This is a genomic window from Actinoplanes sp. NPDC051861 (assembly GCF_040681145.1).
Taxonomy (GTDB): domain Bacteria; phylum Actinomycetota; class Actinomycetes; order Mycobacteriales; family Micromonosporaceae; genus Actinoplanes.
This window is the reverse complement of the sequence record NZ_JBFAYE010000014.1, coordinates 24116-42061: the sequence shown is the minus strand read 5'-3', so window position 1 is coordinate 42061 and position 17946 is coordinate 24116. Positions and strand designations below refer to the sequence as shown.

The window sequence follows — 17946 nt, the reverse complement described above, 5'->3', positions numbered from 1 at the left end:
CGGGGGCTCCCGTTCGTCGTTGCCGCGGCGCTGCCGGTGAGCTAGCCTAACGCTCGTTAAGGATTAACGACCGTTAAGGGAGGGCCGATGGACGGCGACGCGCTCGCGGGAGTGCGCAAGCGGGTGCTGGCCGGCGGTGCCGAGCGGTACCACGCCGCCAACGCCGCCAAGGGCAAGCTCTTCGCTCGGGAGCGGGTCGCGCTGCTGGTCGACGAGGATTCGTTCGTCGAGGACGGGCTCTATGCCAACAGTCTCGCCGACGGACTGCCCGCGGATGGCGTGATCACCGGAGTCGCCCGGATCGACGGCCGGGACGTGTGCGTCATGGCCAACGACTCCACGGTCAAGGCCGGTTCCTGGGGTGCCCGTACGGTCGAGAAGATCATCCGCATCATCGAGCGGGCGTATCGGCAGGGCGTGCCGATGGTCTACCTCGTCGACTCGGCCGGCGCGCGCATCACCGACCAGGTCGACCTCTTCCCCGGCCCGCGCGGTGCCGGCCGGATCTTCCACAACCAGGTCCGCGCCTCCGGCTCGATCCCGCAGGTCTGCGCGTTGTTCGGGCCGTCGGCGGCCGGTGGGGCCTACATTCCGGCGTTCTGCGACGTGGTCGCCATGGTCGAGGGCAACGCCAGCATGTATCTGGGTTCCGACCGGATGGTCGAGATGGTCACCGGGGAGAAGACCACCCTGGAGGCGATGGGTGGGGCCCGGGTGCACTGCGCCGAGTCCGGCGTCGGCCACTTCCTCTGCAAGACCGAGCGCGAGGCGCTCGACGTGGTGCGGACCTATCTGTCGTACCTTCCGGGCAACTGGACCGCTCGCCCGCCCGCGGCGGCGAGCGCGGAACCTGCCGGCATCGATCTGAGTGCATTGGTTCCGGCCAGCGAGCGGCAGGCTTTCGACATGCGGAGGTACGTGAAAGGCCTGGTCGACGAGAACTCGTTCTTCGAGATCCACGCGCTCTGGGCCCGCGAGCTGACCGTCGGGTTCGCCCGTCTCGACGGCGAGGTGGTCGGTGTCGTCGGCAACAACTCGATGTTCAAGGGCGGCGTGCTCTTCGTCGACTCCGCCGACAAGGCCACCCGGTTCGTCCAACTCTGTGATGCTTTCAATGTGCCGTTGCTCTTCCTGACCGACGTCCCCGGCTTCATGGTCGGCACGGCCGTCGAGAAACAGGGCATCATCCGGCACGGCGCCAAGATGATCACCGCGATCTCCGAGGCCACCGTGCCGAAGATCTGTGTCGTGGTCCGCAAGGCGTACGGCGCCGGTCTCTACGCGATGGCCGGTCCCGGCTTCGAGCCGGACGCCACCATCGCCCTGCCGACCGCGAAGATCGCCGTGATGGGTGCCGAGGCGGCCGTCAACGCGGTCTACGCCAACAAGATCGCGGCGATCGAGGACCCCGATGAGCGGGCCGCCTTCGTCGCACAGCGCCGCGCCGAGTACGAGCGCGACATCGACATCATGCGCCTGGCCAGCGAACTCGTCGTGGACGCCGTGGTGGAGCCGGGCGATCTCCGGGCCGAGCTGGTCCGCCGTTTCGCCGCGGCACGCAACAAGGAACGCGCGTTCTCCCGGCGCCGGCACGGCGTCACTCCTGTCTAGAGAGGATCGTCATGGTCGACTTCCGGCTCGGCGACGAGTACGAGGAGTTGCGTCAGAGCGTGCAGGCGTTCGCTCGGGAGCAGGTCGCCCCGGTCATCGCCGAGCACTACGAGAACAAGTCTTTTCCGTACGACATCGTGCGGCAGATGGGCAAGATGGGACTCTTCGGGCTTCCGTTCCCCGAGGAGTACGGCGGGATGGGCGGCGACTACTTCGCGCTCTGCCTCGCCCTCGAGGAACTGGCCAGAGTGGACAGCTCGGTGGCGGTCACCCTGGAGGCCGCCGTCTCGCTCGGCGCCATGCCGATCTACCGGTTCGGTACACCCGAGCAGCGCAACACCTGGCTGCCCCGGCTGACCAGCGGTGAGAGCCTCGCCGCCTTCGGCCTGACCGAACCGGGCGCCGGTTCGGACGCCGGGGGCACCACCACCCGGGCGGTGCTCGACGAGTCGGCCGGCGAGTGGGTGATCAACGGGACCAAGGCGTTCATCACGAACTCCGGCACCGACATCACCTGCCTGGTGACGGTCATGGCGGTGACCGGGACGAACCCGGACGGGACCAAGGAGCTCTCCACGATCATCGTGCCGTCCGGCACACCCGGGTTCACCGTGGCGCCGCAGTACTCGAAGGTCGGCTGGTGCGCCTCGGACACCCACGAGCTGTCGTTCGACGACGTCCGGGTGCCGGCCGCCAACCTGCTCGGCGAGCGTGGCCGGGGACTGGCCCAGTTCCTGCGGATCCTGGACGAGGGCCGGATCGCGATCGCCGCCCTCTCGGTGGGGCTGGCCCAGGGTTGTGTGGACGAGTCGGTCACGTACGCGAAGCAGCGCACCGCCTTCGGCCGCGAGATCGGCGGCCACCAGGCCGTGCAGTTCCTGATCGCGGACATGGATCTGCGCGCGCACACGGCCCGGCTCGGCTACTACGACGCCGCCGCCCGGATGCTGGCCGGCAGCGACTTCAAGCGGTTCGCGGCGATCGCCAAGCTGAACGCCAGCAACGCCGCGATGGAGAACAGCCGGTACGCGACCCAGGTGCACGGCGGGTACGGCTTCATGAACGAGTCCGCGGTGGGCCGCTTCTACCGCGATGCCAAGATCCTCGAAGTGGGCGAGGGCACGTCCGAGGTCCAGCGGATGCTCATCGCCCGAGGGCTCGGGCTCTAGCCCGTCTCAGGCCGGCAGGACCGTTTCCGTTTCGGTGCTGCCGGCCACCGCGCAGGGATTGACCGTGTCCCGAATGGTGCGCAGCGAGCCCTGCAGCTGGGTCATCTGCTCCTCGGTGAGCAATCCCACATACCACCTCTGGACGAGTTCCAGATGGCCGGGAAGGACCTCGGCGAGCCGCTGGCTGCCGGTGTCGGTGATCACCGCGTAGGAGCTGCGCCGGTCGCTCGCGCACGCCTCGCGCCGCACCAGGCCGCCCCGCTCCATCCGGTCGACGACCCGTGTCACGCCGCTGGTGGACAGCGTCGTCTGACCTGCCAGATCGGTCATCCGCAGGCGCTGGCCCGGTGATCGGGCCAGGCGCATCAGCACCTCGAACTCCACGCCGGAGAGGCGGTGCTCCTCCAGCTGCACGGTCAGCCGGTTCATCAAGCCCGTGTACGCCTCCGCGAGCAGCCCGACTGCGGTGAGGCGTGGGTCGTCCAGGTCACTGTTCACGCTCTCGACAGTAGCAGGCACTTGACAGGAGGAATATTGCGGAGCATATAGTTGCTCCGTCAGACAAGCATCCCCGCAGAGCTTCGAGAGAAGGCAGTGTCATGACCGTCAGCACCCGTGAGTTCGAAGGTCTTCAGATCCCCGCCGCCGGCACCTACGAGCTGGACGCGGCGCACAAGCGGGTCGGTTTCGTGGTGAAGCACCTCATGGTCAGCAAGGTCCGCGGCCAGTTCGGTGAGGCAAGCGCCACCATCGTGGTCGGCGAGAATCCGCTGGACTCCTCGGTAACCGCGTCGATCAAGACAGGCAGCGTCGAGACCGGTCAGGTCGACCGCGACAACCACCTGCGCACCGGCGACTTCTTCGAGGTCGAGAAGTACCCGACGATGGAGTACCGCAGCACCGGTGTGAAGTCCCACTCGGGCGCGGAGTTCGTGCTCGAGGGCGAGCTCACGATCAAGGACGTGACCCGTCCGGTCGAGCTGGTCGTCGAGTTCGAGGGCGCCACCACCAGCCCGTATGGGCAGCACGTCTTCGGCTTCAGCGCGCACACCGAGATCGACCGTGACGACTGGGGCCTGTCCTGGAACGTCGCCCTGGAGTCGGGCGGCTTCATGGTCAGCAAGAAGGTCAAGATCGAGATCGAGGGCGAGGCCGTCCTCCAGCAGGGCTGATCCATATCTGACTGATCCACAACCGAGGCGTCGCCGGGGTTCCGGCGGCGCCTCGGTTCGTCTGGCGGTTGGCCCGCCGGGATGGCAGTGTGAACCGAACGCAAGCGTTCGTTCACAGAGAGGTGACCGACGTCCGCTTCGTCCCTGGCTGTCCGGGAGGGCCCATGGGCAAAGATCTGGTGAACGCCGTCTTCTCGCCGTACGACCGGGTGCGGTTCCGGCACAAGGTCCGCGATTGCCTCGACGTCCTGGGCCGCATGCTCGACGCGGACGCGTTCGACCACGGCACCATGACGACCGGGTTGGAGATCGAGATCAACCTGGTCGACGGGGACGCCGGCCCGATCATGCGGAACGCCGAGATCCTCACCGACCTGTGCGATCCGCGGTTCCAGCCCGAGCTCGGCAAGTTCAACATCGAGTTCAACGTGCCGCCACGGCACATCGCCGGTGACGGCCTCGGCGACTACGAACACGACATTCTGGACGGTCTGCGGCACGCGGCCGAGTGCGCCCGGAAAGCGGAGAGCCGGCTCGCGCTGATCGGCATGCTGCCGACCCTGGCACCCGAGCACCTGGTGCCCGGGAACCTCTCGGCCGGCGAGCGGTTCAAGGCGCTGAACAGCGAGATCGTCGGCGCGCGCGGTGACGACTTCCGGATCGACATCCGGGGTGTCGAGCGGTACCGGGGGACCAGCGACTCGATCGCGCCGGAGGCTGCCTGCACCAGTGTCCAGTTCCACCTGCAGGTCGCGCCCGCCGACTTCGCCCGGTACTGGAACGCCTCGCAGGCACTGGCCGGCGTCCAGGTCGCGCTCGGCGCCAACTCGCCGTTCCTGCACGGGCGGCGGCTCTGGGCGGAGACCCGGATCGTCTTCTTCGAGCAGGCCACCGACCCCCGCCCGGACGAGTTCAAGGAACAGGGCGTGCGCCCCCGGGTGTGGTTCGGCGAACAATGGATCAACTCGGCCTTCGACCTGTACGAGGAGAACGTCCGGTTCTTCCCGCCGCTGCTGCCGGAGATGTTCGACGAGGAGCCGGCCGAGGTCTGGGATGCCGGCGGCATTCCCCGGCTGCTCGAGCTGCGCCTGCACAACGGCACGGTCTACCGGTGGAACCGCCCGGTCTACGACGTGGTCGACGGACGTCCGCACCTGCGGGTGGAGAACCGGGTGCTGCCCTCCGGCCCCAGCGTGGTGGACCTGATGGCCAACGCGGCTCTCTACTTCGGACTGGTCGGTGAGCTCGCCGAGGAGGAGTGCCCGATCTGGTCCCGCCTGGACTTCGCGGCCGCGACGGAGAACTTCCGCAACGGTGCGCGCGACGGCATCGACGCCTCGATGCACTGGCCCGGGTCGGGCCGGGTGCCGGTCACCGAGCTGGTCATGGACACGCTGCTGCCGAAGGCCCATGCGGGCCTTGACCGGTTCGGGGTGAATCCGGCGCAGCGGGACCGGCTTCTCGGGATCATCGAGGGCCGGTGCCGGGCCCGGCGCAATGGCGCGACCTGGCAGACGGAAGCGGTCCGTGCGGCGGAGCAGCGCGGCAACGGGGATCGCTTCGCGGCGGTACGGGAGATGACGCAGCGATACCTGGACCTGCAGCGGCTGAACGAGCCCGTGCACACCTGGCCGGTGGACTAGCTGTTTACGGCTTCTCGTCCGGGTTGATCCGGGCGATCGTCGGGTTGGCCGGTGGCGGCGTGATCGTGTTGCCGGACTTGCGTGGTGCCGGCCGTTTCGCCGACGGGCGGGCGGCCTCGGCGATCTCCGGGTCGGTGAGGCCGAGCAGGGAGTCACCGGGCTTGGGAGTATCGGACTTACCTGGCTTTTCGGGTGCCGTTGCACGTCCGGTCGCCTTCGCGGGCGGCGGCGGGGCCGTGATCGGCTTCACCGGCGGCGGAGCGACCGGCCTCGCAGGCGCAGGTGGTACCGGCCTCGCAGGCGCAGGCGCAGGCGGCGGAGCGACGGGCTTCGCTGTCGGACCGGTTGTGGAGGCGCGCGGGACCGGGATGACGGCGGTGTCCGGCTCGTCGTCGGAGGAGCCGCTCGGCAGCGCTCCGGCGGCCGGGCGGGCCACGCGCTGCTGCCGGTTGCGGCGCGCCTGCTCCACGGTGACGGTCAACGCCGATCCGCCCAGGCCGGCGAGGACCGCGTACGGCGCGATCAGGTAGGCCGACTGCAGCGGGCCCATGGCCGCGGTGAGCTGCGGTGCCAGCAGTAGGAAGGAGAAGGCCACGAGCAGCGGGCCGACAGCGCCGGAGATCGCGGTGCCGAGGCCGAGTTCGCCGCGGCGTGCGGCGGGCCAGGACGCGGCCAGGCCGATGACGAACGCCGCCACCAGGGTCAGCAGGGCGCTCGGCCAGTAGATACCGCCGTACCGCATCGGGCTCACCGACTCGGCGAACTGCCAGCTCGTCAGGTACGTCGCGAAGTCACGGCCACTGGCCAGTTCGGCGGCGACACCGGCGATGGCCAGTGCCCAGAGCCAGAGCGCGGTGCCGATCAGGTTGGCGGCGACCGGGCTGGAGGACACCGCCCAGAACGCCACCACGAGGCCGGCGAGCAGCCCCGCGAGGGCGTAGCCACCGGCGACCACCTGGGGGGAGAGCGTGTCGGCTCGTACCGCCGAGCGGGCCGGAAGCGCGACCAGCGCGACCGAGACGAGGGCGCCCAGCGCCGAGGAGGCCGCCAGCACGAATCTCCAGAGGACACGCCAGCGACCGGGCGGAGCCGGCTGCAGCCGCCCGGCGATCACCGCACCCAGGACGGTCGCGCTCGCGGTGATCCAGGTGGCCCAGCCGAGGCTGCCCAGCCAGACGCTCTCCGCCTCGGCGGCGGTGACCGGCCAGGCGATGACGCCGAGGCCGTAGCCGAGACCCAGTTGTGCGGCTCCCGCACCCGCGGCGATTCCCGCTGCGGCGCCGGCCTGTGCTGTCAAGCCCCTGTCGGACATGCCGGGCACTGTACTGGCAGCCGCCGATGTCTGCGAATTCCCTGAGATCCGGTTTCCCCCGGTGGACAGCCCCACATGCCCCCAAGATTCGATACGTTGACGCAGCGACGGACTACTGGCGGGGGAAGCGGAAGGAACAGGCGATGCCCGAGGAGCGACCGCCCGGCCGGGACGAGGATGCCCCGCGCCCGGACGAGACGCGCCCGATGGACGCCGCCCCGAATCCCTCGTCCGGGGGCCCCCGATCGGATGACGGCGACCGGTCGGTGTGGAGCGGCCGAGCCGAGGTTCGCCCACCGAGGCGCGGCGAGACCGAGCCGTTCGAGACCGGTGAGGCCGACTGGGCCGACTTCGGGCCGGCCGAGGAGCAGAAGCGATGGTGGACGCCGATTGCAGTCGGCATCGCGGCACTGCTGCTCCTGGGCCTGCTCGGTTTCGGAATAGCGGTGATCGTGCAGAACTCCGGCAACGGCACGGAGACACCGTCGGCGCCCGTCACCGAGGCGACAACGCCGACCAGGGACTCGCGGACCAGCGCGCCCACCACACCACCGACCACGACCGCGTCCACGCCGCCGACGACCGAGCCGGTCGACCGCGAGGTCACCGTGCCGGCGCTGCGCGGGATGCCGCTCGAGGACGCCCAGGCGGCGCTGGAGCGGACCGGGCTGACGTACCGGGTGATCCGGCGGCCGAGTGACGCCGAGCCGGAGACGGTGATCGACAGTGACCCGCCGGAGGGCCGGCTGGTGCCGTCGGACACCCGGGTCACGCTGGTCGTCGCCCAACCGGGCACGACGGATCCGGCGCCGTCGTCCCCATCGGCGACGCCTCGTTAGACCACCGTCAGCGGTTGGCGCGCAGGGTCCGTGTCGGGACCGCGGCCGGGCGCGTCACGGGATGGCGGCCACCGTTGCGCGCCCGCGGATCCGGTGCCTTGCCGACCGGTCGCAGGCCGTTGACCTGCACGAAGATGGAGCGGCGCTCGACCGCGTCGCCGGCCGAGTTGAGCTCGTAACCGTCGAGCCACACCCAGCCCTCGTACGTCGGCCAGTCATGGACCCGGATGACCCGGAAGAGCATCGGCGATGTGAACTGAACGCTGGCCGCCTTCGTCACGTGGATGACATCACCGGACCGAGGAAGAACCACGTCATCTCCTGCCCTGAGACTCATGTGGGGTGGTAATAGCTTGTGACACAGATGCACCAGTCTGCCCGTCTGATACACCTTTGCAAGCCTTCGACAGTGCCAACCATCGAAGACGGTTGCGGAACGTCACTATCGCCGATCACGCCACCCAGGTCTCGGGCGGCAGTCCACAACAGACTGCCAGTGTCTCGGCGCCCCGTATCGGACGTCGTTGTGAGGTTAATGCCTGACTTGCCCTGTTCCCTCAAGAACATTAAGTGATGCAGGGCCTACGGAAAGATTGCACCACCAGTTCTGTCGATGCAAGTTGCATGTCAGCCTTTGGTGATCCTCCGTGATCATCCAATGTGCTTGAACGATCAAGAACTCGGCGGGGAGACTGATCGAGTGAATCGACGCCGCAGTCCCACCGTTCGCCGTCGTCGCCTCGGAGTGGAACTGCGCAGGTACCGCGAGGCGGCCGGTGTGACCATCGACATGGTGGCGGAGCGGCTCGGCTGCTCGACGTCCAAGATATCGCGCATTGAAACCGGGCATACCGGGGCAACGCAGGGCGATGTTCAGGCCATGTTGGACATTTACCGCGTAGAGCAAGGTATTGCCGACGAATTGGTCCAAATTGCACGAGACGCGCGGCAGAAAGGGTGGTGGCACCCGTTCTCCACGGTCCTGAGCAGCGCATATGTCGGCCTGGAGGCCGAGGCGAGATCAATTCGGGCGTACGAGCAACAGGTCATTCCGGGCCTGTTGCAGAGCGAGGACTACGCAATGGCACTCATCAGGTCCGCCCGATGGGATGACACCGATCAGAGAAACGCGCAACGGGTCCGCGTCCGCATGGAACGGCAGTCGTTGTTGATTCAGGACGATCCAATCGATCTCTGGATGGTGCTCGATGAAGCGGTGGTGAGTCGACCGGTCGGTGGCGACGCGGTGATGCGGGACCAACTGCGACAATTGGTCGATACCGCGCGGCTGCCGAACGTGACTCTCCAGATCCTGCCGTTCTCGGTCGGCGCACACGCGGGCATGGACGGCGCGTTCGCCATTCTCGACTTCCCCTCGGACGGAGATCCCGCCGTGGTGTTCGCCGAGAACGCGGCCGGCGGGCTCTTCCTGGAGAAGGACGACGAACTCCGTAAGTACGTCACCGTCTTCGACACCATCCGAGACTCGGCCCTGGATCCGGACGAGTCCATCGACATGATCGAGATGCTGATAGAGGAGCCGTTGTGGAAATCGAGACGAAGGGTTTCCGGGTCGATCTGAGCCGCGCCGAGTGGTTCAAGAGCACGCGTAGCGGCCCGAACTGTGACAACTGCGTCGAGGTGGCGTTCGTCGACGAGGCGATCGTGGTACGCGACTCCAAGAACCCGGCGGGACCCGCCCTGATCTTCACGGCAGCCGAGTGGGACGCGTTCGTGGGCGGCGCCAAGGACGGCGAGTTCGACCTCTGACCCTGTGAACGGCCGGCTCGGTGCGCGTCGCACCCGAGCCGGCCGTAGCTATTTGCCCGTTTTTCCCGTCGCCGTGCGCGACCCGCCTCGTTGAAGCCTCTAAGCGCGGAGCGGGCCGCGCTGATGGCCGGGACGATCACCGAACGAGGCAAGGCAGAGAAATGACGATTGGTTCCGAGAACCTCAGCAACGGTTCGTCGACGGCGCAGGACCGATTCAGCGGTGGCGTGAGCGCGTACCGGCAGAACCGGCGGGATGCTGCGCTGGCCGCGGACGGCGGCGACGGCGAACTGGTGTCGCGCAGCAGCAGCTCCGGGCTCCCGACGCGGTCGCCCGGGCGCTCGCACAGTATCGAGCCGACCAGCGCGCTCGACCGGGCGGCGAAGCTGCCCTCGCTCGACCTGCAGGGCCTGACCGAGCCGGTCTTCAGCTCCGGATCCTGGCCCGAGAGCAGCTCGTCGAGCAGCCAGTCGATGGCCGACCACCCGCTGCTGCGCGGGCTGCTGCTGGAGCTGCCGGCCCGGGGCACGCTCCCGGCGTCGGACTGGCTGGACCGCTGGTTCGAGGCGGCACGCTCCATTCTGGAGCTGCTGTACGTGCAAGAGGCGAAGAAGTCCTAGCGGGCGTCGGCCGGGACGCGGCTGCGCCCGCGGCTCAGGGGCGCCATCACCAGCGGGGCCAGACGGCTGTGCCGCAGGGCGGCGCGGATGCCGATGGCCAGGACCAGGATCGCGACCACCGTGACGGCGATGCCGGCCATGCCCGAGGTCCCGGCGCCCGGCAGCTCGACCAGCCCCGCCGCGATCGGCAGGCCGATCAGCGCGGTCAGTCCGGTCACCTGGAGCGGCGCGGCCACCAGAGGGTGTGCTGCGGCGGCGCGCAGCGCGGGCGGAACCGGGGCGAGTGGTGCGGTCGCGAACGCGCCCGCACCGCGCCGCACCCAGCTGAGGCGCCGCACCGTGGCGGTCAGCACGAGCAGGGCGGGTATGGCCGGGAGCAGTGCGGCCGACGGCGCCGACGACAGGCCCGGCACGAGCTCGGCGACGAGTGGGACAGCGACGAACACCGCTGCACCCGCGCCCACCAGAAGCGTGAGGAGTCCGGCGCGGCGGCGCAGCTGGTGAGCCGTGCCGGCGGTGGGCAGGCCGTCCACCAGCAGTCCGGCGGCGAGCCAGACGGCGGCGAGGATGCCGATCAGGATGACGTCCACTGCGGTGTTCACATCGACAGCGTTCACCGATTCCGGCGTCGCCGAAACCGGGATATGCCCCGACCAGGCCCCCACCGGGCACCCGTAGGGGTAGAGATCAGACCGCGAACCCGTGCACCGGCGCGGTGGCCGCCTCCGGTGCCGTCGCCTTCCACAGGCCGGCCTTCTGCGCCGCGAGCCGCCCCAGGTAGGCCGGGTTGAGCAGCACATAGCGCTTCCACAGTCGCTTCGGCTCGAGGCCGAGACGCCACAGCCACTCCAGCGCGTACTTCTGCATCCACGCCGGCGGGTTCTTCAGCAGCCCCGCGTGATAGTCGAACGCCGCGCCAACCGCCAGCAGCGGCATGTCCAAAAGCGGACGCATCGCATACGCGAACACTTCCTGGCGCGGGCACCCGAGCCCCACGAGCACGATCCGCGCCCCGGAAGCCTTGATCCGCTCCGCGATCTCCACCTCTTCGCCCGGCAGAGCCGCCCGAAACTTGGACGCCTCCACCCCCGCGATCTTCAGAGCCGGAAACATCCCCTGCAACGCCGGCACCAACCGATCCAGAACCGGCTGCGTCGACCCGTACAGATAAACAGGAAGGCCCTCAGCAGCCGCCTGCTCCACGACCTTGAGAGTGAGCGTCGGCCCATACACCCGATCGGTGAGCCCGGCCCCGTGCAACAGGTTCAACGCCCACCGCACCGGCTGCCCGTCCGGCGTAACAAGATTAAAGGAGTTGAGACGGGCGTTGTGCGCGGGGTCTTCTACGCCTGTCATGACGCCGTGCACCGCCAGCGCCGTGACCGCGAACGCCCGCTGCTCCCGAGCCGCCTCAACGATCCGCGCCGTAGCCGACGCATAGTCCGTCACGTCGACGAGCACGCCCAACACGTTCCGCTTACCCTGGGCAACATCGATCACGGACGACTCTCCAGCGTTGGCGACAACAGACGGCGAGCATAGCCTCACCGCCCTGTGAATCAGCTGACACCCAAGTGCCGAACAGCACAACATCACCGACCCACCCGGGTGACAGCCACTACTACCACCTGAACAGGGGGTAAAAACACTCTGAAGTGAAAGCTCACGCCGTACAAATGAAAGATCTTGAAAATTCACCCACAGCGACCAGGCACTTTCCACAGCTCCCACCGCAACGTGGGGGGTGCGGGGGGCTCGGCCCCCCGGCTAGCATGACGAAGGGGCCCCGGTTTGCGCTTCCCGCAAACACAGAGCCCCTGCACCTTCGTGGGGATGGGGGGAGTTGAACCCCCACGTCCTTTCGGACACACGGACCTGAACCGTGCGCGTCTGCCATTCCGCCACATCCCCATGTGACTTGTCCCCTAGATCATATATCTGACCTTTGGCGACCGAAGCAGGCGGGTCGAGCCTGCTTTTTGTAACTGGCTGCGACAGACTACGCTGTCGCACGTCACTAAGCGAGTTGATACCGCCCGCGACGCAGAGAACACTAGCACGGCGTCGCAGGCGGTCATACGAGGGTCAGAAGTGCCGGCTGCTCTTGGGCTACAGATGCGCAAGCGGTCGCCGGATACCATCATGTCCTCGGAACCCGAGGAGGAGCCGGTGAGCGTGCTGCAGCGCTTTGAGAAGCGGTTGGAAGGCCTGGTCGAAGGGGCCTTCGCGAAGGTGTTCAAGGGTGTCGTGCACCCTGTTGAGATTCTGAATGCCATGCAGCGGGAGGCCGAGGCGCACAAGGCCATCCTTGCCGGTGGCCGCACTCTCGTGCCGAACCGTTACGTGATCGATCTTTCGCCGTACGACCACAGTCGTCTGGCGCCATACGCGGCCGCGCTGGCCCAGGAGCTGGCGCAGTCCCAGGCCGAGTTCATCGGTGAGCAGGCCTGGACGGTCTACGGCGACGTGATCGTCGAGATCGAGCGGGGCGACGGCCTGGACACGGGCATGTTCCGTGTCACCGCGGAGGTGTACACCGGCGGCGAGGTAGCCCCGGTGCAACAGCCCGCGTATGACGCCGGCCCGCAGTACTCGCCGTACGACCAGCAGGGCGGCTACCCGCCGCACGGTGGTCACGGCGGCCCGCGCAGTGTCGGGCTGGTCTCCGGTGACGGGCGGACCTACCCGTTGCAGATGGGCTCGACCGTCATCGGTCGTGGCGACCAGGCGAACCTGCGACTGCCGGACGTCGGCATCTCGCGCCGCCACGCCCGGCTGGACTACGACGGCAACCAGGTCGTGCTGACCGACCTCGGGTCGACGAACGGGACCATGGTCAACGGCCAGCGGGTCTCCGCGGTCGCGCTGAACCCGGGCGACATGATCCAGCTCGGCACCACGACGCTCACCTTCCGAGTGGACGGCTAGCGACCTTGCCCGAATTCGTCCTCACCGTCGCCCGGTTCGGATTCCTGATCCTGCTGTGGATATTCGTGTTCACAGTGGTCGGGGTGATCCGGCGGGATCTCTTCTCCGGGGTCCGGTCCAAGAGCATCGTCGCCAGCCCTCGGGGGGTGGGTGGCGCGGTGCTCCAGGGCCGGCCGGCGAAGGCGAAGCGCGGTAAGGCGGCGCGGCAACTCGTCGTGACCGCCGGCAATCTGGCCGGCACTCGCATCACACTCGGTGAAGCCCAGATCACTATCGGTCGGGCCGAGGATTCGACGCTCGTCATCACCGACGACTTCGCATCCGCTCGGCACGCCCGGCTGGTGCCGCAGGACGGGCAGTGGTTCGTGGAGGACCTCGGCTCGACCAACGGCACCTATCTTGATCGCGGTAAGGTCTCCGGACCTACTCCAGTCCCCCTTGGCGTTCCGATCCGGATCGGGCGCACTTCTCTTGAGTTACGGCCATGACCCTGACCCTGCGCTATGCCGCTCAGAGCGACCGCGGTCTGATCCGAGACCTGAACCAGGACTCCGTCTATGCCGGGCCGCGGCTTCTTGCTGTCGCGGACGGCATGGGCGGCATGGCTGCTGGTGACGTCGCGTCCAACATTGTCATCGCCGCCATGGCGCCACTCGACGACGACGTCCCTGGTGACGCGCTCGTCGACGCCCTGCGGCATGCCGTCGGAACAGCAAATCAGCAGCTGCGTGACACCGTCGACGCGAACCCGCAGCTGGAGGGCATGGGCACCACGCTGACCGCGGTGCTCTTCTCCGGCAGCAAGTTCGGCATGGTGCACATCGGCGACTCCCGAGCGTATTTGTTGCGCAAGGGTGAGTTCTCGCAGATCACCAAGGACGACACGTACGTTCAGATGCTGGTCGACGAGGGCCGGGTGAGTCCCGAGGAGGCCAGCAGTCACCCCCAGCGCTCGCTGCTGACGCGTGCGCTGGACGGCCGGGACATCGACCCGGAGTACTCGGTGCGCCAAGTGCTCAAGGGCGATCGGTACCTGATCTGCAGCGACGGCCTGTCCGGCGTGGTCAGCGGGGAGACGATCGGCCAGACGATGCGGGAGCTCGCCGACCCGAAGGCGTGTGTCGAGCGGCTCGTCCAGCTCGCGCTGCGCGGCGGCGGGCCGGACAACATCACGGTGATCATCGCGGATGCGATAGACGACATCGTGGAGCAGTCGCCGATCGTCGGCGGTGCGGCCTCCCTCGACCGGGGCAACACCACGGTCGCGGACAGTTCCACGTCGGCGGCCCGTGCCGCGGCGCTGAAACCGCCGCCACGCCCGGCGCAGCCGGAGCCGACGAACGGATTTGAACCCGAGCCGCAGGGCCATCCGGTCCGAACCACTCTCATGGTGCTGTTGTTGCTCGGTGTGCTCGGCGGCGGTCTCTGGGCCGGCTGGCAGTACACCCAGGATCAGTATTACGTGGGTGCGACCGACGGTGGGCAGATCGCCATCTTCCGCGGTGTTCCGGGGCAGATCGCCGGGCTCGACCTGTCGACGCTCAGCGAGACCAGCGCCGTCCGGCTCGATGACCTGACCACTGTCGCGCAGGAGCGCGTCAAGCAGGGCATCCACGCCGAGGATCAGGTCGACGCGAAGAACATGCTCGCCGACCTGACCAGCGACGAACCGTCGAACCCGAACCTGAAGCCGGTCTGCGCCCCGGACGGCACGGTGCCGTCCACCGCCGCGTCGACTCCCGCCGGCGCCCAGCCGTCGGTGGCTCCGACCAGCGCCACTCCCAACGCCCAACCGTCCGCGAGTGCTCCGGCCGCCGGTGAACCGGTCGCGTGCCGGACTGTCAACTGAGCACGGCCTACACGTCTGGGGATTCATCTTTTGACCGCGCCCGCCGTACCGGCTCCGACGCCCGCCAACACGGGCGAGATGTCGCGTATCCCGACGGGATGGAAGACACGCCGTAACGCTGAACTGGGGCTGCTCGCCTTCGCCATGGTGATCGTGGCCGTGTTCAGCGCCACCGTGGAGGCCAACCAGTTCGACTCGCTGCAGCCGAACTTCTGGGTGCCGGCCGCGCTGCTGAGCCTGCTCTTCCTGGGCCTGCACGTCGTGGTCCGGTTCACCGCGCCGTTCTCGGACCCGGTGCTCCTGCCGGCCGTGGCTCTGATCAACGGGATCGGCGTCGGCTTCCTGCGCCGCCTCGACCTGGCCCGGGCGATCGCCACCGACCAGCCGATCCCGGGGATCTTCTCGGACACCGGCGGCCGTCAGCTGGCCTGGACGCTGCTCTCGCTGATCCTCGCCGCGGTGCTGCTCCTGGTGATCCGCGACCACAAGATCGTCTCTCGGTACGCCTACACGCTCGGCCTCGCCGGCATCGTCCTCATGATGATCCCGGCCGTGCTGCCGAGCAGCATCTCCGAGGTGAACGGCGCGAAGCTGTGGATCCGCGTCGGCGGCGTCTCGATCCAGCCCGGTGAGTTCGCCAAGCTGGCCCTGGTCTCGTTCTTCGCGTACTACCTGGTTCGCAAGCGTGAGGTGCTCTCGCTGGCCAGCCACCGCTTCCTGGGCATCGACTTCCCGCGCGGCCGGGACCTCGGCCCGGTTGTCACGGTGTGGCTGTTCAGCCTGCTCATCCTCGTCTTTGAGAAGGACCTCGGCACCGCCCTGCTGTACTTCGGGCTGTTCATCGTCACCCTCTACGTCGCCACCGAACGCGCCAGCTGGCTGATCATCGGTCTGCTGCTGTTCTTCGGCGGCGTCTACGTGGCGTACCTGTTGGGTGCCTCGGTCGGCGGCCCGTTCGCGAACTTCTACGACCGCGCCGAGGTCTGGCTGAACCCGTTCGACGACGAGAACTACAACCGGGTCGGCGGCAGCTACCAGCTGGTCCAGGGCCTGCTCGGCCTCGGCTCCGGCGGCCTGTTCGGCAGCGGACCGGGCGCCGGCTCGCCGGGTGAGGTGCCCGAGGTGCGCACCGACTTCATCTTCGCCGGGCTCGGCGAGGAGATCGGGCTGTTCGGCCTCTCCGCGCTGCTGGTGACGTACCTGCTGATCGTCGAGCGCGGCCTGCGCGCGGCCCTGGCGGTGCGCGACTCGTTCGGCAAGCTGGTCGCCGGCGGTCTGGCGTTCACCCTCGGCCTGCAGGTCTTCGTCATCCTCGGCGGCATCACCGGCCTGATCCCGCTGACCGGTCAGACCACCCCGTTCCTCTCCGCCGGTGGCTCCTCGCTGATGGCGAACTGGCTGCTCATCGCGATGCTGCTACGGATCTCGGACGCCGCCCGGCGCCCGGCCGCCACGGGCAGTGGCCCGGAACGGCCCGGACCGAAGAAGGCACCCACCCAGCTGCACGGCGCCATGACGGAGGTGATCAAGCCGTGAACGCACCACTTCGCCGCTCCGGCGTCGTCATCCTCGTCCTCTTCGGCCTGATCTTCGCCAACCTGAACTGGATCCAGGCGTACAAGGCCGACGAGTACCGCACGAACTACCGCAACGACCGCGTGATGATCGCCGAGTACGACACTCCGCGCGGCGTGATCCAGGTGGGCGGCCAGGCCGTCGCCGAGAACAAGGAGACCGCGGACGACCTGAAGTACCTGCGGGTCTACCCGAAGAAGGAGATCTACGCGCCGGTGCTCGGCTACAAGCCCGTCGGTCTGGGCGCGGTCGGCATCGAGGCGAGCGAGAACGACTTCCTCTCCGGGCAGAGCGACAAGCTCCTCGCCGACCGGATCAGCAACATGTTCACCGGCGACAGCATGAGCGGCGGCAACGTCCTGCTCTCGCTGAACGCCAAGGCTCAAGAGGCCGCCTGGAAACAGATGACCAACAACGAGCGCGGGGTGAAAAAGGGCGCGGCGGTCGCGATCGATCCGCGTACCGGCGCGATCCAGGCGATGGTCTCGATGCCGAGCTTCGACCCGAACCCGCTGGTCAATCACGATCCGGCGACGGCGAAGAAGGCGTACGACAAGCTCAACGGCGACAAGGACCAGCCGCTGCTGAACCGAGCGGTGGCCAACACTCTGCCGCCCGGCTCGGTGTTCAAGGTGATCGTCTCGGCGGCGGCTCTGCAGAACGGTTACGACACGTCCACCGAGATCGAGGCGGGCAGCGTCTACCGCGAGGGCGGCGCGACCATCCGCAACTCCGAGGACGAGGTCTGCCCCGGCCGGCAGATCACCCTGAAGGACGCGTTGACGACCAGCTGCAACACCGGTTACGCGCGACTCGGCGTGAAGCTTGGCGCGGACAAGGTCAAGGACACTGCGAAGGCGTTCGGTTTTGAGGACGAGGCGCTCAAGGTCGGTGACCTGGAGAGCGGCGACGGACTCGCGGTTGCCGCGAGCCGTACCGGTGACATCGCCAACCCGGACGGCAGCACCGACACCGCCGCGCTCGCCCAGTCCTCGCTCGGTCAGCGTGACGTCCGGATGACGCCGCTGGAGGGCGCGATGATCGCCGCCACGGTGGCGAACGGCGGCGATCAGATGCGGCCCTACCTGGTGCAGAAGCTGCTCGGCCCGGACCTGCGGACGATTTACACGGCCCAGCCGGAGAAGTTGCGTGAACCGATCCAGGGTGATGTCGCGTCTCAACTGAAGGACATGATGGTCAGTGTCGTGGAGAACGGCACCGGCAAGAACGCGCGGATCGACGACTTCACCGTCGGGGGCAAGACCGGTACCGCCCAGAACGCGGAGGGTGCCGACCCGCACGGCTGGTTCATCGGCTTCGCGTTCAACGAGAAGGGTGAGGCGGTTTCCGCGGTCTGCGTCATGCTGGAGAACGTGCCCGGTGGTCACGCGAGTGCCGAGGCTGCCCGGATCGCCGGGCTCATCATGAAGGCCGCGGCGGGCCGGGGAGGGGACTGAC

At 68.2% G+C, this 17946-nt stretch carries 18 protein-coding genes and 1 tRNA gene; 13 read left to right on the top strand and 6 right to left on the bottom strand.

What is annotated here, in order from left to right; all coding sequences use genetic code 11:
* The first annotated feature begins 87 nt into the window (after positions 1-87).
* A complete protein-coding gene (locus AB0M02_RS30180; protein ID WP_364232856.1) occupies positions 88-1611 on the top strand; it encodes an acyl-CoA carboxylase subunit beta in 1524 nt (507 codons plus the stop codon).
* Positions 1612-1622: 11 nt separating this feature from the next.
* Positions 1623-2780, top strand: a complete 1158-nt coding sequence (locus AB0M02_RS30175; protein WP_364232855.1) for an acyl-CoA dehydrogenase family protein — start codon at positions 1623-1625, stop codon at positions 2778-2780.
* Between the two features lie 6 nt (positions 2781-2786).
* Here AB0M02_RS30175 and AB0M02_RS30170 read toward each other — a convergent pair whose 3' ends face one another.
* The gene (locus tag AB0M02_RS30170; protein ID WP_364232853.1) at positions 2787-3278 is read right to left on the bottom strand and encodes a MarR family transcriptional regulator; all 492 of its coding nucleotides are present in this window, start codon (positions 3276-3278) and stop codon (positions 2787-2789) included.
* 101 nt (positions 3279-3379) lie between these two features.
* Between AB0M02_RS30170 and AB0M02_RS30165 the strand changes: the two genes are divergently transcribed.
* Together AB0M02_RS30165 and AB0M02_RS30160 are read left to right on the top strand one after the other, a co-directional pair.
* Positions 3380-3952 (top strand): YceI family protein, encoded by a 573-nt coding sequence (locus tag AB0M02_RS30165; protein WP_364232850.1) that lies wholly within the window; start codon positions 3380-3382, stop codon positions 3950-3952.
* Positions 3953-4116: 164 nt separating this feature from the next.
* Complete coding sequence (locus tag AB0M02_RS30160; protein ID WP_364232848.1) at positions 4117-5595, top strand: glutamate-cysteine ligase family protein; 1479 nt, start codon at positions 4117-4119, stop codon at positions 5593-5595.
* Positions 5596-5599: 4 nt separating this feature from the next.
* Here AB0M02_RS30160 and AB0M02_RS30155 read toward each other — a convergent pair whose 3' ends face one another.
* Positions 5600-6907: a Hansenula MRAKII killer toxin-resistant protein 1 gene (locus AB0M02_RS30155; protein ID WP_364232846.1), complete on the bottom strand. Its 1308-nt coding sequence runs from the start codon at positions 6905-6907 to the stop codon at positions 5600-5602.
* A gap of 143 nt (positions 6908-7050) precedes the next feature.
* Between AB0M02_RS30155 and AB0M02_RS30150 the strand changes: the two genes are divergently transcribed.
* Entirely contained in the window at positions 7051-7746 is a 696-nt protein-coding gene (locus tag AB0M02_RS30150; RefSeq protein WP_364232844.1) for a PASTA domain-containing protein, read from the top strand.
* 7 nt (positions 7747-7753) lie between these two features.
* On the opposite strand, the gene AB0M02_RS30145 is transcribed toward AB0M02_RS30150, so the two are convergent.
* Positions 7754-8083, bottom strand: a complete 330-nt coding sequence (locus AB0M02_RS30145; protein WP_364232841.1) for a hypothetical protein — start codon at positions 8081-8083, stop codon at positions 7754-7756.
* Positions 8084-8446: 363 nt separating this feature from the next.
* Here AB0M02_RS30145 and AB0M02_RS30140 point away from each other — a divergent pair, with 363 nt between their 5' ends.
* The 3 genes from AB0M02_RS30140 (at position 8447) to AB0M02_RS30130 (ending at position 10136) form a co-directional block, all read left to right on the top strand.
* Positions 8447-9328 carry a helix-turn-helix transcriptional regulator gene (locus tag AB0M02_RS30140; RefSeq protein WP_364232839.1) on the top strand — a complete coding sequence of 294 codons (882 nt, stop codon included), beginning with the start codon at positions 8447-8449 and terminating at the stop codon, positions 9326-9328.
* Positions 9298-9516 (top strand): DUF397 domain-containing protein, encoded by a 219-nt coding sequence (locus AB0M02_RS30135; protein WP_364233286.1) that lies wholly within the window; start codon positions 9298-9300, stop codon positions 9514-9516. Before AB0M02_RS30140 ends, AB0M02_RS30135 begins: the two co-directional genes overlap by 31 nt.
* Before the next feature lie 161 nt (positions 9517-9677).
* Positions 9678-10136, top strand: a complete 459-nt coding sequence (locus AB0M02_RS30130; protein ID WP_364232837.1) for a hypothetical protein — start codon at positions 9678-9680, stop codon at positions 10134-10136.
* On the opposite strand, the gene AB0M02_RS30125 is transcribed toward AB0M02_RS30130, so the two are convergent.
* From AB0M02_RS30125 to AB0M02_RS30115, 3 genes are all read right to left on the bottom strand, one after another.
* Complete coding sequence (locus tag AB0M02_RS30125; RefSeq protein ID WP_364232835.1) at positions 10133-10738, bottom strand: hypothetical protein; 606 nt, start codon at positions 10736-10738, stop codon at positions 10133-10135. The genes AB0M02_RS30130 and AB0M02_RS30125 overlap by 4 nt on opposite strands.
* A gap of 85 nt (positions 10739-10823) precedes the next feature.
* Positions 10824-11636: a WecB/TagA/CpsF family glycosyltransferase gene (locus AB0M02_RS30120; protein WP_364232832.1), complete on the bottom strand. Its 813-nt coding sequence runs from the start codon at positions 11634-11636 to the stop codon at positions 10824-10826.
* A 328-nt stretch (positions 11637-11964) separates the two neighbouring features.
* Positions 11965-12047: transfer RNA gene (locus AB0M02_RS30115), tRNA-Leu, on the bottom strand.
* A 231-nt stretch (positions 12048-12278) separates the two neighbouring features.
* Between AB0M02_RS30115 and AB0M02_RS30110 the strand changes: the two genes are divergently transcribed.
* The 5 genes from AB0M02_RS30110 to AB0M02_RS30090 all read left to right on the top strand — a co-directional run bounded on the left by AB0M02_RS30110 (position 12279) and on the right by AB0M02_RS30090 (position 17945).
* The gene (locus tag AB0M02_RS30110) at positions 12279-13064 is read left to right on the top strand and encodes a DUF3662 and FHA domain-containing protein (protein ID WP_014440161.1); all 786 of its coding nucleotides are present in this window, start codon (positions 12279-12281) and stop codon (positions 13062-13064) included.
* A gap of 5 nt (positions 13065-13069) precedes the next feature.
* A complete protein-coding gene (locus tag AB0M02_RS30105) occupies positions 13070-13552 on the top strand; it encodes an FHA domain-containing protein (protein ID WP_364232830.1) in 483 nt (160 codons plus the stop codon).
* On the top strand, positions 13549-14913 hold the full coding sequence (locus AB0M02_RS30100) for a PP2C family serine/threonine-protein phosphatase (RefSeq protein WP_364232827.1): 1365 nt from the start codon (positions 13549-13551) through the stop codon (positions 14911-14913). The genes AB0M02_RS30105 and AB0M02_RS30100 overlap by 4 nt, the downstream gene beginning before the upstream one ends.
* 78 nt (positions 14914-14991) lie before the next feature.
* Positions 14992-16449, top strand: coding sequence for an FtsW/RodA/SpoVE family cell cycle protein (locus tag AB0M02_RS30095; RefSeq protein WP_364232825.1), 1458 nt, complete (start codon positions 14992-14994; stop codon positions 16447-16449).
* Positions 16446-17945, top strand: coding sequence for a penicillin-binding protein 2 (locus tag AB0M02_RS30090; RefSeq protein ID WP_364232823.1), 1500 nt, complete (start codon positions 16446-16448; stop codon positions 17943-17945). Before AB0M02_RS30095 ends, AB0M02_RS30090 begins: the two co-directional genes overlap by 4 nt.
* Position 17946: the final 1 nt, after the last annotated feature.

What these genes read in the sequence shown, in the direction of transcription:
- AB0M02_RS30180 (WP_364232856.1), top strand. Translation starts at nt 88, where the DNA reads ATGGACGGCGACGCGCTCGCGGGAGTGCGCAAGCGGGTGCTGGCCGGC.
- AB0M02_RS30175 (WP_364232855.1), top strand. Translation starts at nt 1,623, where the DNA reads ATGGTCGACTTCCGGCTCGGCGACGAGTACGAGGAGTTGCGTCAGAGC.
- AB0M02_RS30165 (WP_364232850.1), top strand. Translation starts at nt 3,380, where the DNA reads ATGACCGTCAGCACCCGTGAGTTCGAAGGTCTTCAGATCCCCGCCGCC.
- AB0M02_RS30160 (WP_364232848.1), top strand. Translation starts at nt 4,117, where the DNA reads ATGGGCAAAGATCTGGTGAACGCCGTCTTCTCGCCGTACGACCGGGTG.
- AB0M02_RS30155 (WP_364232846.1), bottom strand. Translation starts at nt 6,907, where the DNA reads ATGTCCGACAGGGGCTTGACAGCACAGGCCGGCGCCGCAGCGGGAATC.
- AB0M02_RS30150 (WP_364232844.1), top strand. Translation starts at nt 7,051, where the DNA reads ATGCCCGAGGAGCGACCGCCCGGCCGGGACGAGGATGCCCCGCGCCCG.
- AB0M02_RS30145 (WP_364232841.1), bottom strand. Translation starts at nt 8,083, where the DNA reads ATGAGTCTCAGGGCAGGAGATGACGTGGTTCTTCCTCGGTCCGGTGAT.
- AB0M02_RS30130 (WP_364232837.1), top strand. Translation starts at nt 9,678, where the DNA reads ATGACGATTGGTTCCGAGAACCTCAGCAACGGTTCGTCGACGGCGCAG.
- AB0M02_RS30110 (WP_014440161.1), top strand. Translation starts at nt 12,279, where the DNA reads ATGTCCTCGGAACCCGAGGAGGAGCCGGTGAGCGTGCTGCAGCGCTTT.
- AB0M02_RS30100 (WP_364232827.1), top strand. Translation starts at nt 13,549, where the DNA reads ATGACCCTGACCCTGCGCTATGCCGCTCAGAGCGACCGCGGTCTGATC.
- AB0M02_RS30095 (WP_364232825.1), top strand. Translation starts at nt 14,992, where the DNA reads ATGTCGCGTATCCCGACGGGATGGAAGACACGCCGTAACGCTGAACTG.